Here is a 14,698-nt window from a genome sequence, read left to right as displayed (position 1 = left end):
GACATGCCGGCGCGTCGCCGGTTCGCTGGAACCGGTCCATCCGCGCGGCGTCGTGCGATCGATCGGAAAAAATGCCCTCCGCGCGTTTCGATATTCGACCGAATCGGCAAGTTCGTTACGTATCGAGAATCGAATAACAAAAAGAAGAACACCTAAGTTTCCTATTCGACGCGAATCCTCCAAGATAGGCACGCCGCCGGCGGGACACGTGCTTTTCCCGCCGGCGACGATACGCAGGCCAGCGTATCCCTCTTCCACTTGGAGAACACAGAATGAACAACAATGTGTTGCCGCGTTTCATTCCGCGTGCGTTTGCCGCGGGTTGTCTGCTCGCGATGGCGAGCGTGTCGCAAGGTGCCGGCGTCTATGCGCCCTTTGTCGACGTGACGCTTTATCCCACGCCGCTGGTCGACCAGATCGGCGTGCGCCAGGGCATCCAGCAGTTCACGCTCGCGTTCGTGGTCGCGGGCAACGGCTGCGTGCCGTCGTGGGGCGGCGTGCAGCCGATCGGCAACGGCGCGAGCGGCGGCCTGCTGACCGCGCTGTCCACGTCGATCGCCAGCTACCGCGCGAAAGGCGGCGAAGTCGCCGTGTCGTTCGGCGGCGCGAACGGCACGCCGCTGATGCAGGCGTGCTCGACGGTTCCCGCGCTGAAGACCGCGTACCAGACGGTGATCGACACGTACGGCCTCACGCATGTCGACTTCGACATCGAGGGCGCGTCGCAGCAGGACACGGCGGCGGTCGCGCGCAACTTCCAGGCGGTCGCGCAACTGCAGGCCGACTACGCGGCGAAGGGCAAGCCGCTGCACGTGACGCTGACGCTGCCGACGATGCCGACCGGGCTCACGCAGGACGGCGTGAACGTCGTCAACGCGGCCATCGCGAACAAGGCCACGTTCGACGCGGTCAACGTGATGGCGATGGATTACGGCCCCGCGAACATCGACATGGGCGCCGCCGCGATCAGCGCCGCGCAGGCGCTCTATTCGCAGCTCGACACCGCGTTCAAATCCGCCGGCCAGCCGAAGACCAACGCGCAGCTGTGGCAGATGGTCGGCGTCACGCCGATGATCGGCGTCAACGACGTGCAGGGTGAAACCTTCACGCTCGCGAATGCGCAGACCGTGCTGAACGCGGCCGTCGCGAACGGCTACGGTTTCTTCGGCAACTGGTCGGTCGGCCGCGATCAGGCGTGCCCGTCCGGCGGCACGTATGCGTCGCCGACCTGCTCGGGCGTCGCGCAGCAGCCGTACGCGTTCGCGACGATCTTCAAGAAGCTCGACGGCAAGTGGGGCGCGGGCGTCACGCAGGACCCGAACTACGGCGGCGGCTCGGACGGCGGCACGCCGCAGCCGGGCGCACCGTGGGCGGCCGGCCAGGTCTATACGGCCGGCGCGACGGTCACCTACCAGGGCACGACGTATCAGGCGCAGTGGTGGACGCAGGGCGACGTGCCCGGCCAGGCGGCCGTATGGAAGCCGATCAACGGCGGCACGCCCACGTGGTCGGCGACGACCGCCTATCAGGGCGGCACGTGCGTGACGTATCAGGGCGCGAAGTATTGCGCGAAATGGTGGACGCAGGGCGACAACCCGAGCGCGGGCGGCGTGTGGGTGAAGTCGTGACGGTGCGACGCGCTCGCGCGTGACGCGCGGCGGGGCGTTGCCGGCGTGGCGGGACCGCACGCCGGCGACGGCCCTCTGCCGGCGCCGGCGCGCGCCGCCGCCCTACCCGCGCGCGTGTTCGGCCAGCAGCCGCGCCTTCGCGTCGACGAGCAGCGCCGCATGCGTGTCGCGATGCTGGCGGATCCGCTCGGTCGGCCCGACGACCGACAGCCCGTACCAGTCGCCGTCGAGCGTCAGCGCGACCGCGATCGCGATCGCCGACAGCTCGGGCGCGCTCTCGCCGAAGTTCTCCGCCCAGCCGAGTTCGCGAAACCGCGCGGCCTGCGCGACGAGCGCCGGGAGATCAACCACCGTCGCATCGGTAAAGCGTTCGAACGGCAGTTGCGCGCCGAGCGCCTGCTGCGCGTCGCTCGCGAGTTCCGCGAAGATCGCCTTGCCGATCGAGTTCGCGTGCAGCGGCCGCAGCTCGCCCGGCTGGCGCGTATAGCGGATCGCCTGCTCCGATTCGACGACGTCGAGATACGTGACCGACGCGCCCTGGATCTTGCCGAGCACGGCCGTTTCGCGGCTCGCGTCGCGCAGCGCGACGAGGTGCGGATGCACGATGTCGACGACCGGATCGGTCGCATCGATCGCGGCGGCGACCGTCTGCAGGCGCCGCGTCGGGTAGTAGCCGCCGCGCTTGCGCACTTCGTACAGGTAGCCGCGGCTTACGAGCGTGCGCGCCATCGCGAGGCAGCTCGACGCCGGTACATTGAGCAGGCGCGCGAGTTCGGTGAGCGGCAGCGGCCGCCGTTCGGCGGCGAACAGCTCGAACAGGTCGAGCGTGCGGGCAACGAGTTTGACGTCCATGACGAGCGCTTGATTCGGAACGGGAAACCGCGCGCCGGGCGGCCTGCCGGGGCGGTACGGTCAGTACGACTTCGGCAGCCCGAGCACCTTCTCCGCGATGTAGCACAGGATCAGTTGCGGGCTCACGGGCGCGAGCCTCGGAATCATACACTCGCGCAGATAGCGCTCGACGTGATATTCCTTCGCGTACCCCATCCCGCCGTGCGTCGCGATCGCCGTCTGGCACGCCTGGAACGCGGCTTCCGCGCCGAGGTATTTCGCGGCGTTCGCCTCCGCGCCGCACGACTGCCCCGCGTCGTAGCGCGTCGCGGCCTTCATCACCATCAGCCACGCGGCCTGGAGCTGCATCCACGCCTGCGCGAGCGGATGCTGGATCGACTGGTTCTGCCCGATCGGCCGGCCGAACACCACGCGCTCGCACGCATATTGCGTCGCGCGGCGCAGCGCGGCCTGCCCGAGGCCGATCGCCTCGGCCGCGATCAGGATCCGTTCGGGGTTCAACCCGTGCAGCAGATAGCGGAAACCGTCGCCTTCGTTGCCGATCAGGTCGTCGCGCGACACGCGCAGGTTGTCGATGAACAGCATGTTCGAATCGACCGCCTTGCGGCCCATCTTGTCGATTTCGCGCACCTCGATGCGGGTACGATCGAGGTCGGTATAGAACAGGCTCAGCCCGTCGGTCGGCTTCGCGACCTGGTCGAGCGGCGTCGTGCGCGCGATGATCAGCATCTTGTTCGCCACCTGCGCGGTCGAGATCCAGATCTTGCGCCCGCTCAGCACGTAGTGATCGCCGTCGCGGCACGCCTGCGTGCTCAGGTGCGTGGTGTCGAGGCCCGCGTCGGGTTCGGTCACCGCGAAGCACGCCTTGTCGCGCCCCGCGATCAGCGGCGGCAGGAAGCGCGCCTTCTGCGCGTCGTTGCCGAACACCTGCACCGGGTTCAGCCCGAAGATGTTCATGTGGACGGCCGACGCGCCCGACAGGCCGGCGCCCGACGCGCTGATCGCGCGCATCATCAGCGCGGCCTCGGTCATCCCGAGCCCGGCGCCGCCGTAGGCCGGGTCCATCGCGATGCCGAGCCAGCCGGCCTCGGCGAGCGCCGCGTGGAAATCGGCCGGAAACCCGCCCGCGCGATCGCGTTCGAGCCAGTAGTCGTCGCCGAAGCGCGCGCAGATTTTCTCGATCGCGCTTTCGATCGCGCGCTGGTCGTCGGTCAGGTCGAACTGCATGGATTGCTCTCCCGGAAAAAGCCGAGCGGCCGCGCCGCTCTCAAGAAAATGCCAGGGGGCGCCAGGGTTTCCGCTTCGAACGATGGTCCTGCGCGGGATTGCGCGCCGGAAGCATCGGCACGAAGCGGCAGGTCCCGGGCGCTCACAACGGAAACACGCCCACGATCACCGCGGCGAAGACCATCAGCACGGTGGCGGCCAACAGGAACGGAATGGTGAATTTCTGGTGCTCGGCGAGCTCGACGCCGGTCAGGCCGACGATCAGGAACGTCGCGGGCGTGAGCGGGCTCACCGGAAAGCCCGTCGTCATCTGGCCGAGCAGCGCGGCCTGCGCCATCTGGATCGGCGGCACGCCGAGCAGCTTGCCGCTCTCCGCGAGCACCGGCAGCACGCCGAAGTAGAACGAATCGGGATCGAACAGCAGGCTGAGCGGCATCGACAGCAGCCCGAGCACGAACGGCATGTGGCGCGCATGCTCGACGGGCACGTGCGCGACGACGACTTCGGCCATCGCCTTCAGCATCCCGGTGCCGGACATGATGCCGGTGAACGCGCCGGCCGCGAGGAGCACGCTCGCCATCATCAGCGCGGCCTTCGCATGCGCGTCGATCCGCTCGCGCTGCGCGTGGACGTCCGGATAGTTGATCACCAGCGCGGCGACCGTGCCGAGCATGAACATCACCATCGGGTCGACGATGCCCGACACCAGCGTGACGAGCACGACCAGCGTCAGTGCGACGTTGATCCCGAAGCGTCCCGGCCGGCGCAATGCGCGTTCGGCGTCGGTCAGCTCGCGCGGCGCGATCGCGAGCGCGGCCGCGCCGGCACGGTCGAGCCCGAGCCGTTTCGCCTCGCGCACGCCGAGCACCCACGCGGTGCCGAACACGAACGCGAGCCCGACGATCTGCACCGGAATCATCGGCGTGAAGATCGCCGAACCGGGAATGTGCAGTGCGGCCGATGCGCGCAGCATCGGCCCGACCCACGGCAGGAAGTTGACGCCGGCCGCCATCGATGCGACGCACGCGAGGATGCGGCGATCCATTCCGAGCCGCGTGTAGAGCGGCATCATCGCGGGCAGCGTGACGAGAAACGTGACCGCGCCCGAGCCGTCGAGATGGATCAGCAGCGCGAGCAGCGCCGAGCCCATCACGATGCGCGGCGGATGGCAGCCGATCACGCGCAGCACGCCCGCGATGATCGGATCGAGCATCCCCGCATCGGTGAGGATCCCGAAAAACAGAATCGCAAAAACGAACATCCCGGCGATCGGGCCGATGTTCTGTACGCCGTGCACGATGAACTTGCCGGTCTGCAGCCCGAAACCGGCCGCGAGCGACGCGGCCACCGGCACGACGATCAGCGCGACGAGCGGCGACAACCGCTTCGTGATGATCAGGCCGAACAGCGCGACGATGGCGATCGCGCCGATCCATGCGAGCATGATGCGTCTCCTCTTCAGCCGGTGCGCAGGTCGATGCGGGTCGATGCGCGGGCCGGCGTGATGTCCGAATGGGGGTATGCCGGCGCGCGCGGCCCTGCGCCGCGGTACGGCACGGCTGGCGGCGGCGATGCCGGTCAGGTGCGGCGGGGGCCGTCGTTGCCGTTATCGCCCGCAAACACCTGCGCCGCATGTTCGTTCAGCGCGGGCGGCGGCCGCCGGTACGTGGCCGGCGTGCGGCCGAGCTTGATCGGCGACGCGATGCCGCGATGCCGGCCCAGTTCGACCTTCATCTGCCGGTGCGCGACATGCGGATGGTCGAGCGCCGCGTCGAGCCCGAGCACGGGCGCGCACGGCACGCCGCGGCGCATCAGGTGCTCGGCGAGCGTCGCGCCGTCGTGCGCGGCCAGCGCCGTTTCGAGCAGCGTGCGCAGCGCGGCGCGGTGCTGGCTGCGCGCGCGGTTGTCGGCGAATCGCGGATCGTCGAGCCAGTCGCGCGTGCCGAGCACGTCGCACAGCGCCGCGAACTGCCCGTTGTTGCCCACCGCCAGAAAGATGTCGGCGCCCGCCGTCGGAAAACTGTCGTACGGCGTGATGTTCGGATGCGCGTTGCCGGTGCGCACGGGCGCGTTGCCTGAATGGAAGAAGTTCGGCGTATGCGGATGCAGGATCGACAGCGCGCAGTCGAATAGCGTCGATTCGACGAACTGGCCGCGCCCGCTCGCGTCGCGTTCGCGCAGCGCCATCAGCACGCCGAGCGCCGCGTTCAGCCCCGTGACGAGATCGACGATCGGCACGCCGACGCGCAGCGGTGCGCCGCCGGCTTCGCCGTTGACGCTCATCAGCCCCGCGAGCGCCTGTACGGCCGCGTCGTAGCCCGGCAGCCCGCCGAGCGGGCCGTCCGCGCCGAAACCCGACACGCGGCAATAAACGAGGCGCGGAAACCGCGCATGCAGCGCGTCGAACCCGAGCCCCCAGCGCTCCATCGTGCCGATCTTGAAGTTCTCGACCAGCGCATCCGCGTGTTCGAGCAGGCCGAGCAGCCGCTCGCGATCGGCCGGCTGCGTCAGGTCGAGCGCGATGCCGAGCTTGTTGCGGTTCACGCCGAGGAAATACGACGCGGTGTCGCCGTCGAACGGCGGGCCCCACGTGCGCGTCTCGTCGCCGGATGGCGGTTCGACCTTGATTACCTCCGCGCCGTGGTCGGCGAGAATCTGGGTCGCGTACGGGCCGCCCAGCACCCGCGACAGATCGATGATGCGCAATCCCGCCAGCGCGCCCTGCTGCTCGTGTTCCGCCATGCGTCTCGCTCCTGGTTCCGGTCGATCGGACTGCCGGTTCCGGTGGCCCGGCGCTTGCGCTCCGCTTCTCCGGATTCGACAAATAATTCTTGTGTGTGAATTTATATTCACACTCAGGAATTGCATTGTCAACCCCGGATGGACCCCGGCTGCCCCGCGGGTCACGTCGTTGCTCGCCAATAGCGACGACGCCGAACGCGGGCCGGTTGCGGTGACGCCCCGCCGTTCGTTAAGCTGGCGGCCCACGTTCATCCCGGACGATACTAGGCGGAATATTCATGAAACGATTGTGGCTGGCGGCCTTCGTGCTGGCGTCGATGCTGGGCGTCGCGCACGCGCAAAACCAGACTTTCCATTTCGGCGAAGGACAAACCGGGATGCCGGGCGCCGCGCCGCACGCTAGCGCGTCCACCGCCCGGCCCGCGCCCGCACGCCGGCATGTCACGGCGCCGTCGCCTCATCACCGGCGTGCCGTTCACACGCGCCGCCGTTCGCGCCATGCGAAGCCGACGCGCAGCGGGATCTACACGCACGCATGAGTGGCCGTCCGTGGCGCGACGGCAGTGCATGGAACTGTCACGAACGGCCGGTAACATCGGCGCGGCGGCTTGCATGCCGTCGCCGCCTGCTGTCGGACAACGGCCGCCGGCGTGCACTTCTCTCCACGCTTCAGCACCTGTCTTGCCAGACCATGAGCACCGGGCCGGATACCCTCGCCGTCATCAAGGAGCGCGCCACGATCGTGTGCCGTCAGCGCAGCAGCGTGCTGCTGGTCGCGCGCACCGCCGCGCGCTGGTCGCTGCCGGGCGGCACGATCCGGCGCGGCGAGACGCCGCTCGAAGCCGCGCGGCGGGAGCTCGCGGAGGAAACGCGGCTGGAGGGGCTCGCGCTCGACTACGCGGTGCAGTTCGGCGGCCTGACGAAGCTGCATCACGTGTTCGTGGCCGACGTGCCGGCGCACCTGACACCGCGCGCGAGCAACGAGATCGCCCGCTGCAAGTGGTTCGCCGTCGACCGGCTCGACACGCTCCGGGCGAGCGTGCCGACACGCAGGATCATCGAGCTGCTGCGGCTCGACTGTTTTTCCGCATTCGCGAGCCCGCCCCTTCGCTGAGGTCGATCCCGGCCCGGACTCGAGCACGGATGGCGCCGATTACCCGCGCAGGAACGGCCCGGCCTTGCGTTCGAGCAGCGCGACGAGTTCGGGCTGCATGAACGCGTAGCGGTCGGGGATATCGAGGCAGACGATCTTCCGGTGCTTCAGATGCGCGCCGAATTGCGCCGACAGTCGCGCTTTGTGCGCGCGCTCCATCACGAACACGATGTCCGCCCAGTCGAGTTGCTCGGCGGACAACCGCACGTCCGCGTCGGGCGCGAGGCCCGCGGAATCGGTTTCGATGCCCGGCCACGCGGCGAACACCGCTTCGGCCGTCGGGCTGCGCAGCCGGTTGCGGCTGCAGATGAACAGAGCGCGTGCCATGTCGCTTCGCGCCGCCTGGAGCCGGCTCAACCCTGCGGAATCGTGCCCGGCCGCACGTACGCGAGCATGTGCGGCACGCAATCGGCCTTGCCGAGTTCGACGCCGTGATGGCGCAGGATCGCGTACGCGGCGATCGCGTGAAAGTAGAACTGCGGCAGCGCCCAGTCGCGCGCGTACTGTTCGCCGGTCATGTCGAACGCGATCCCGTTCGACATCTCGAGCGGGATCGGCAGCGTTGCGCCGCCATCGAGCGCATCCGGTGCGAGTTCGCCGAGAAAGGCGAGCGTGCCGGCGATGAGCGCCTGCGCATCGGCCGGCGAGCCGGGTTGCGCATCGGCGTTCCAGCCGGCCTCGCGCAACGCGAGCAATGCCGCCGGCAGCGGTTCGCCGCGCAGCCGGTGAACCGGCTCCATCGCCTGGAAACACGAGAAGCGCACTTGGGCGGCGAGCGGATACATGTCGGGCGCGAGCCTCAGCGTCATCGCCGCGTCGGGCTCGTCGCCCGCGGCCTGCCGGTGCGCGATGGCCTTGTCGAGCCACGCGGACAGTGCGCGCAGCATCTGGGTATAGGTCGGAACGAGAAGTTGGGTCAGTGACACGCGTGCGCTCCTGTGCTGGGGTTCTCGTCCAACGATAGCAGCGTCGGCGCGAACCCGCATCCTCGCCGCGCGCAGACGCATGCCGTTACGGCTTGCCGTGCCGCGCGAGGAACCGGTCGAGCTGCGACGCGAACGTCTTGCCGTCGCGCGCGCTGAACGGCGCCGGCCCGCCCGTGTCGATGCCCGCGCTGCGCAACTGGTCCATCATCGCGCGCGTCGACAGGCGTTCCTCGATGTTCTCGCGGCTGAACCAGTTGCCGCGCGGGTCGAGCGCGTGCGCGCCCTTGTCGAGCACGGCGGCGGCCAGCGGGATGTCGGCGGTGATCACGAGGTCGCCGGCTTCGGCCAGCTCGACGATGCGCGCATCGGCCACGTCGAAGCCGGCCGGCACCTGCACGGCCTTGATGAACGGCGACGGCGGCGTACGCAGAAACTGGTTCGCGACCAGCGTCACGCGGATTTCGGCCCGACGCGCGGCGCGAAACAGCATGTCCTTGATGACGGCGGGACATGCGTCGGCATCGACCAGTACTTGCATGGCGGGAGTTTCCAGTGGGCAGAAGCGCAAACGCCGATCATAGCGCACCGCCGGCCGGCCATCAGCCGGCGAGATCCGTGCGCAGCGCGTCGGCCGTCACCCACTGCGCGCCCCACGCCGCGGCGAGCCGCGCGCCCTGCCCGATCCGCACGGCCGCATCGTCGAAGTCGACGAACACGACGTGATCGGCCGCCGCGGGTTTGGCCGGCATCTCGCGCGTGCGCCCGTCGGACAGCACCCACAGCCAGCGCTGCTTGCCGGGCTCGCGGCGAGCGGCGCGGGCAAGCAGCCGCGCGGCGGTCGCGATACCGTCCGCGAGCGGCGTGCCGCCGCCGCCGTCGACCGGCTCGAGCCAGCGCGCATTCCACCAGCGCGGCACGGCCGGGCCGAAGCGCCGCGCGGCGCCTTGACCGCCGAAGCAAATCAGCGCGGTTTCGACGCGTGCGTGCGCGGCCTGATCGAAATACGCGACGATCAGCCCCTTCGCGAGCGCGAGCCGCTCGTGCGACAACATCGACGCCGAACAGTCGAGCACGAAGCAATGCAGCGCGTGCGGCGCACCCGCGCGTTTGCCGTAGCGCAGATGCTCGCGATGCAGCGGGCCGCCGCGTTTCGCGGCGAGCGTCGCCGGCCACGCGACGGCCGTGCCGGCGCGCACCGTGCCCGGCACGCGCGCGGCGGCGCCTGACTGCCATCGAGGACCGCGAATCGCGTTCGCGGCGGCGCCGGCTCGATGGCTCAGCGTTTTTTTAGCGGCAGCGGCACCACGCTTTTCACGTCGCGCAGCCCGGCCGGTTCGGGCGGCAGGTAGCCCCAGTCGCCTTGCGATGCGGACGCGTCGGCCGCTTTGTCGTCGGTGTCGCCTTGTCGCTTGTCAGGCTGCCGGGGTGTATCCGGCCGCACACGATCGTCGCGCTCACCATCGTGCTGCGGCGACTGCTGCGACGGCGGCGGCCCCGCATGGCGCCGATGCCGAAGCACGGCTTCGGCCACGCGCGCCACATGCGACACCGTCACCGCGTCGGCCCGCTCCAGCGCGGCCAGCGCCCGCGCGGCACGCAGCATCACGAGATCGGCGCGCAATCCGTCGACGGCCGCGTCGATGCACAGCGCGCTGACGCGCGCGTGGACCGCATCGTCGAAATCCAGCGTCGGCAGTCGCGCGCGCGCCGCATGAATCCGCTCCGCGAGCTCCCGCTGGGCAGCCGCGTGACGCGCGCGAAACGCGTCCGGATCGAGATCGAACGCAAGACGCGCCTTCACGATCCGTTCGCGCTGCGCGGCGTCGAAGCAATTCTCCAGCTCGACCATCAGCCCGAAGCGGTCGAGCAGTTGCGGACGCAACTCGCCCTCCTCGGGATTCATCGTGCCGACCAGCACGAAGCGCGCGTCGTGCGCATGCGACACGCCATCGCGCTCGACGATGTTCACGCCGCTCGCGGCGACGTCGAGCAGCGTATCGACGAGCCCGTCGGCGAGCAGGTTTACTTCGTCGACGTACAGCACGCCGAGATGCGCCCTCGCGAGCAGGCCGGGCCGGAACCGCACGCCGTTTTCGGCCAGCGCATGCGCGAGATCGAGCGTGCCCGTCACCTGCTCGTCGCTCGCCGACAGCGGCAGCGTGACGAACTGCCCTTCCGGCAACAGCTCCGCGAGGCCGCGCGCGGCGGTCGATTTCGCGGTGCCGCGCGGGCCGCTGACGAGCACGCCGCCGAGCGACGGGTCGATCGCGGCAAGCAGCAGCGCCTGCTGCAACGCGTCCTGCGCGACGAGGGCCGCAAACGGAAAAACCGCGCGGGCGCGGTGCGTCGTCGGATCGGTCATCGCCGTTCTCCTTCCTGACGTTGTTCGCTGGCGAGCCAGATCGCTTCGATCCGCTCGCGATAGTGGCCCGGCTGCTGCCACAGCCCGCGCTGCATCGCTTCGACGAAGCGTTCGCAGATGCCGTGCAGCGCCTTCGGGTTGTGCCGTTCGAGGAACGCGCGGGTGGCGTCGTCGAACAGGTACGCGTCGGCGACGAGCGCGTACTGGTGATCGGACAGCACACGGGCGGTCGCGTCATAGCCGTACAGATAGTCGACGGTCGCGGCGAGTTCGGCCGCGCCCTTGTAGCCGTGACGCTTCACGCCGTCGAGCCATTTCGGGTTGACGACGCGCGAGCGGATCACGCGCGCGATTTCCTCGGGCAGCGTGCGCATCTTCGGCGCGACCGGGTTCGCATGGTCGCCGTGATAGATGCTCGGCTGCTGCCCCGACAGGTGCCGCACGGCCGCCGTCATTCCACCCTGGAACTGGTAGTAGTCGTTCGAATCGAGGATGTCGTGCTCGCGGCTGTCCTGGTTCTGCACGACGACGTCGATCGTCGCCAGCCGCTCGCCGAACACGTCGGGCGCCGCGTCGCCCGCGCTGTTCTGCGCGTACGCATGGCCACCCCATTGACGGTAGGCATCCGCGAGATCGGCGTCGGTCTGCCAACGGCGCTGGTCGATCAGGTCCTGCAGGCCCGCGCCGTAACTGCCCGGGCGTGCGCCGAACACGCGCCAGCCGGCGCGGCGCCGTGCTTCATCGGGCGCCACGCCCTGCGCGACCCACTTCTCCCGTTCGCGCTCGATGCGCGCGCGGATCGGGTTCAGTGCCTCGGGCTCGTCGAGCGCGGCGACCGCCTGCACGGCCGCATCGAACAGGTGCATCAGGTTCGGGAATGCATCGCGGAAGAAACCCGACACGCGCAGCGTCACGTCGATGCGCGGCCGGTCGAAGATCTCGATCGGCAGGATCTCGAAGTCGGTCACGCGATGGCTGCCGTGCGCCCATTTCGGCCGCACGCCGAGCAGCGCGAACGCCTGCGCGATGTCGTCGCCGCCCGTGCGCATCGTGGCCGTCCCCCACACCGACAAGCCGATCGCGCGCGGATAGTCGCCGTGATCCTGCAGATGGCGCTCGATCAGTTGCTGCGCGGATTTCAGGCCGAGCGACCAGGCGGCCTGCGTCGGCACCGCACGCGTATCGACCGAGTAGAAATTGCGGCCGGTGGGCAGCACGTCGGGACGGCCGCGCGACGGCGAGCCGCTCGGCCCCGGCGGCACGAAACGGCCGTCGAGCCCGCGCAGCAACTGGCGCATTTCCTCGCCGCCGCACGCGTCGAGCGCGGGCAACAGCGTCGAACGCACGCGTTCGATCACCGCGAGCGTATGCGGCCATTCGCCGGGCGGCGGCATGTCGATGCCTGAATCTTCCGAAGCGGCCCCGCACACGGCGTTCAGCCAATGCTGCGCAAGCCGTTCGAGCCGCTCGCGCGTATCGCCCGCATGACGCCACGGCGACGCGTCGAGCGTGTGCAGCACGGCCGGCCGCGGCCCCGTCCACGGGGCGGCCCAGTCGGCCGAAAGCGGGTCGAAATCGTCGCCGAGCGCGAGATCGCGCGCGAGCGCGCCGATCAGCCCGGCCCGTTCGCCCTTGCCGTCGCCAACCGGGAAGCGTGCGAGCGCGAGCAGCGTGTCGCGCCGCTGGCGCTCGACCGGCGACGCGCCAAACACGTGCAATCCGTCGCGAATCTGCGCTTCCTTCAATTCGCACAGCCACGCATCGACGCGCGTGAGCAGCGCATCCTCGTCGCCCGCATCGCGCGGCGGCGACACGCTCAGTTCGTCATGCAGACGATGCTCGGCGATCGTCGCGAGGATCGTCTTGCGCAGCAGCTTCGCGCGCCGCGCATCGACCATCAGCGCTTCGTAGTACTCGTCGACCTGCCGTTCGAGATCCTGCAGCGGGCCGTAGTTTTCCGCGCGCGTGAGCGGCGGCATCAGGTGATCGACGATCACGGCCTGCGCGCGGCGCTTCGCCTGGCTGCCCTCGCCCGGATCGTTGACGATGAACGGATACAGGTGCGGCAGCGGCCCGAGCGTCAGGTCGGGCCAGCACGCGTCGGACAGCGCGACGCTTTTGCCCGGCAGCCACTCGAGATTGCCGTGCTTGCCGAGATGGATGACCGCGTCGACGCGATACGCATCGCGCAGCCAGAAATAGAACGCGAGATACGCGTGCGGCGGCACGAGGTCGGCATCGTGGTAGCTCGCATAGTCGTTGTCGTCGCGTGAGCGCGACGGCTGGATGCCGACGAACACGTTGCCCGCGCGCCAGCCGGCGATCGTGAAGCGCTGTTGCCGCAGCGTCGGGTCGGCTTCGGGCGGCCCCCAGCGTTCGTTCAGCGCGTCGCGCACGGCCGCCGGCAGCCGCGCGAAACGCGCGACGTAGTCGGCCAGCGCGTAACTCTGAAACGCGGGACGCAGCGTGCGCACGGCGGGATCGTTGGTCACGCCTTCGGTGAGTTGGGCAATCAGTGCGTCGCCGTCGGGCGGCAGGTCGGCCACCGTATAGCCCGCATCGCGCAGCGCCGCGAGCACGCGCAGCGCGGAGGCCGGCGTGTCGAGCCCGACGCCGTTGCCGATCCGCCCTTCGCTTTGCGGATAGTTCGCGAGAATCAGCGCGATGCGCTTGTCGGCGTTATCCAGCGTACGCAGCCGGCACCAGCCGCGCGCGAGCGCCGCGACGAACGCGATCCGCTCCGCGTCCGGCTGGTAGCGCACGACGTCGACTTCGGTGTGCGGGCAACGATACGCGAGCCCCTTGAAGCTCACCGCGCGCGTGACGATGCGCCCGTCGACTTCGGGCAGCGCGACGTGCATCGCGATGTCGCGTGCATGCAGGCCCTGGTTGTCGGCCACCCATGCGTCGCGGTTGCCGCCGGACAGGATCACCTGCAGCACCGGCGCGTCGCCGGCCAGCACGTCGTGCTCGGGGCTGTCGATCGCGCCGGCCGCGAACGCGGTGGTGTTCAGCACGAGCGCGACGCCGTGCGTATCGCACAGCTGCGTGATGACCTCGCGGCTCACCGCGTCCTTCAGCGACGTCACCGCGATCGGCAACGGATTCAATCCTTCGTCGACGAGCGCATCGGCCAGCGCCTCGAACACGGCCGTGTTCGCGGCCTGCCAGTGCGCGCGATAAAACAGGATCGCGACGACCGGCGCGTCGGGCGTCCAGCGCGGCCGCCAGTCGTCGACGCTCGCGCGGTCACGCGCCGGGTGATACAGCGCGGCGGCCGGCAGCGGGCGCGGCGGTTCGGGTGCTTCACCGAACCCGAGCGTGTGAAACGCGATGCTGCGCAACAGCGCATCGGCGTTGTGCACGCCGCCTTCGCGCAGGTAGCGCCACCACAGCCGGCACAGCTCGGCCTCGACCGTGCTCTTCGCGACGAGGTTCGGATCCTCCTGCAGGTCGCCCGAGAACATCGCGAGCTGCTGCCCGCGCTTCGACGCGAGCGACACGGCCTGCTCGATCCCGTACGGCCAGTACGCTTCGCCGCCGAGATGATCGATCACGACCGTCTTCGCGTGGCGCAGCACGTCGTCGACGTAGAAATCGACCGACGCCGGCTGCCGCAGGAACGTGACGTTCGCGAGCCGCACGCTCGGGAACCCGGCCGGCAAGTGCGGCACGACGCTCGCGAGCAGCGACAGCGTCGTGTCGGCCGAACTCAGGATCACGATGTCGGCCGGCTGCTGGTCGATCCGGACGACGCCTTGCGTATCGTCGACGAAGCCGCCCGGCGTGGTGCGCAACAGATGCATCG

Annotated in this window: 13 protein-coding genes; 3 read left to right on the top strand and 10 right to left on the bottom strand. The window is 69.6% G+C overall.

Translation table 11 applies throughout. The features are described 5' to 3' along the window. Nucleotides 1-272: 272 nt before the first annotated feature. Nucleotides 273-1,628: a chitinase gene (locus AC3IFE_RS02730; protein ID WP_489189525.1), complete on the top strand. Its 1,356-nt coding sequence runs from the start codon at nt 273-275 to the stop codon at nt 1,626-1,628. A 102-nt stretch (nt 1,629-1,730) separates the two neighbouring features. Here AC3IFE_RS02730 and AC3IFE_RS02725 read toward each other — a convergent pair whose 3' ends face one another. The 4 genes from AC3IFE_RS02725 to AC3IFE_RS02710 all read right to left on the bottom strand — a co-directional run bounded on the left by AC3IFE_RS02725 (nt 1,731) and on the right by AC3IFE_RS02710 (nt 6,449). Beyond that, nucleotides 1,731-2,480 (bottom strand): IclR family transcriptional regulator, encoded by a 750-nt coding sequence (locus AC3IFE_RS02725; RefSeq protein WP_489189524.1) that lies wholly within the window; start codon nt 2,478-2,480, stop codon nt 1,731-1,733. A gap of 60 nt (nt 2,481-2,540) precedes the next feature. Beyond that, nucleotides 2,541-3,707: an acyl-CoA dehydrogenase family protein gene (locus AC3IFE_RS02720; protein WP_489189523.1), complete on the bottom strand. Its 1,167-nt coding sequence runs from the start codon at nt 3,705-3,707 to the stop codon at nt 2,541-2,543. A gap of 142 nt (nt 3,708-3,849) precedes the next feature. After that, on the bottom strand, nt 3,850-5,151 hold the full coding sequence (locus tag AC3IFE_RS02715; protein ID WP_489189522.1) for a CitMHS family transporter: 1,302 nt from the start codon (nt 5,149-5,151) through the stop codon (nt 3,850-3,852). Between the two features lie 134 nt (nt 5,152-5,285). Then, nucleotides 5,286-6,449, bottom strand: a complete 1,164-nt coding sequence (locus AC3IFE_RS02710; RefSeq protein WP_489189521.1) for a CaiB/BaiF CoA transferase family protein — start codon at nt 6,447-6,449, stop codon at nt 5,286-5,288. A gap of 278 nt (nt 6,450-6,727) precedes the next feature. Between AC3IFE_RS02710 and AC3IFE_RS02705 the strand changes: the two genes are divergently transcribed. Next, nucleotides 6,728-6,988, top strand: coding sequence for a hypothetical protein (locus tag AC3IFE_RS02705; protein ID WP_089467428.1), 261 nt, complete (start codon nt 6,728-6,730; stop codon nt 6,986-6,988). A 152-nt stretch (nt 6,989-7,140) separates the two neighbouring features. Further along, nucleotides 7,141-7,563 (top strand): NUDIX hydrolase, encoded by a 423-nt coding sequence (locus tag AC3IFE_RS02700; RefSeq protein ID WP_489189520.1) that lies wholly within the window; start codon nt 7,141-7,143, stop codon nt 7,561-7,563. A 39-nt stretch (nt 7,564-7,602) separates the two neighbouring features. Here the strand turns inward: AC3IFE_RS02700 and AC3IFE_RS02695 are convergent, their stop codons facing one another. From AC3IFE_RS02695 to cobN, 6 genes are all read right to left on the bottom strand, one after another. After that, entirely contained in the window at nt 7,603-7,929 is a 327-nt protein-coding gene (locus AC3IFE_RS02695) for a low molecular weight protein tyrosine phosphatase family protein (RefSeq protein WP_089467426.1), read from the bottom strand. A gap of 26 nt (nt 7,930-7,955) precedes the next feature. After that, on the bottom strand, nt 7,956-8,588 hold the full coding sequence (locus tag AC3IFE_RS02690) for a DUF1993 domain-containing protein (RefSeq protein ID WP_489189519.1): 633 nt from the start codon (nt 8,586-8,588) through the stop codon (nt 7,956-7,958). Between the two features lie 25 nt (nt 8,589-8,613). Beyond that, the gene (locus tag AC3IFE_RS02685) at nt 8,614-9,066 is read right to left on the bottom strand and encodes a YaiI/YqxD family protein (RefSeq protein WP_060172200.1); all 453 of its coding nucleotides are present in this window, start codon (nt 9,064-9,066) and stop codon (nt 8,614-8,616) included. Between the two features lie 61 nt (nt 9,067-9,127). After that, complete coding sequence (locus AC3IFE_RS02680; protein WP_489189518.1) at nt 9,128-9,736, bottom strand: vWA domain-containing protein; 609 nt, start codon at nt 9,734-9,736, stop codon at nt 9,128-9,130. A 68-nt stretch (nt 9,737-9,804) separates the two neighbouring features. Beyond that, a complete protein-coding gene (locus AC3IFE_RS02675; protein WP_489189517.1) occupies nt 9,805-10,890 on the bottom strand; it encodes a magnesium chelatase ATPase subunit I in 1,086 nt (361 codons plus the stop codon). Then, a complete protein-coding gene (gene cobN / locus AC3IFE_RS02670; RefSeq protein ID WP_489189516.1) occupies nt 10,887-14,696 on the bottom strand; it encodes a cobaltochelatase subunit CobN in 3,810 nt (1,269 codons plus the stop codon). Before cobN ends, AC3IFE_RS02675 begins: the two co-directional genes overlap by 4 nt. Nucleotides 14,697-14,698: the final 2 nt, after the last annotated feature.

Source organism: Burkholderia sp. APQ4-4ca (assembly GCF_057837105.1).
The sequence above is the reverse complement of the archived record's forward strand: the minus strand, read 5'-3'. Positions and strand labels throughout refer to the sequence as shown.

Coding starts and splice junctions, on each gene's coding strand:
- AC3IFE_RS02730 (WP_489189525.1), top strand. CDS start 273: ATGAACAACAATGTGTTGCCGCGTTTCATTCCGCGTGCGTTTGCCGCG.
- AC3IFE_RS02725 (WP_489189524.1), bottom strand. CDS start 2,480: ATGGACGTCAAACTCGTTGCCCGCACGCTCGACCTGTTCGAGCTGTTC.
- AC3IFE_RS02720 (WP_489189523.1), bottom strand. CDS start 3,707: ATGCAGTTCGACCTGACCGACGACCAGCGCGCGATCGAAAGCGCGATC.
- AC3IFE_RS02715 (WP_489189522.1), bottom strand. CDS start 5,151: ATGCTCGCATGGATCGGCGCGATCGCCATCGTCGCGCTGTTCGGCCTG.
- AC3IFE_RS02710 (WP_489189521.1), bottom strand. CDS start 6,449: ATGGCGGAACACGAGCAGCAGGGCGCGCTGGCGGGATTGCGCATCATC.
- AC3IFE_RS02705 (WP_089467428.1), top strand. CDS start 6,728: ATGAAACGATTGTGGCTGGCGGCCTTCGTGCTGGCGTCGATGCTGGGC.
- AC3IFE_RS02700 (WP_489189520.1), top strand. CDS start 7,141: ATGAGCACCGGGCCGGATACCCTCGCCGTCATCAAGGAGCGCGCCACG.
- AC3IFE_RS02695 (WP_089467426.1), bottom strand. CDS start 7,929: ATGGCACGCGCTCTGTTCATCTGCAGCCGCAACCGGCTGCGCAGCCCG.
- AC3IFE_RS02690 (WP_489189519.1), bottom strand. CDS start 8,588: ATGCGGGTTCGCGCCGACGCTGCTATCGTTGGACGAGAACCCCAGCAC.
- AC3IFE_RS02685 (WP_060172200.1), bottom strand. CDS start 9,066: ATGCAAGTACTGGTCGATGCCGACGCATGTCCCGCCGTCATCAAGGAC.
- AC3IFE_RS02675 (WP_489189517.1), bottom strand. CDS start 10,890: ATGACCGATCCGACGACGCACCGCGCCCGCGCGGTTTTTCCGTTTGCG.
- cobN (WP_489189516.1), bottom strand. CDS start 14,696: ATGCATCTGTTGCGCACCACGCCGGGCGGCTTCGTCGACGATACGCAA.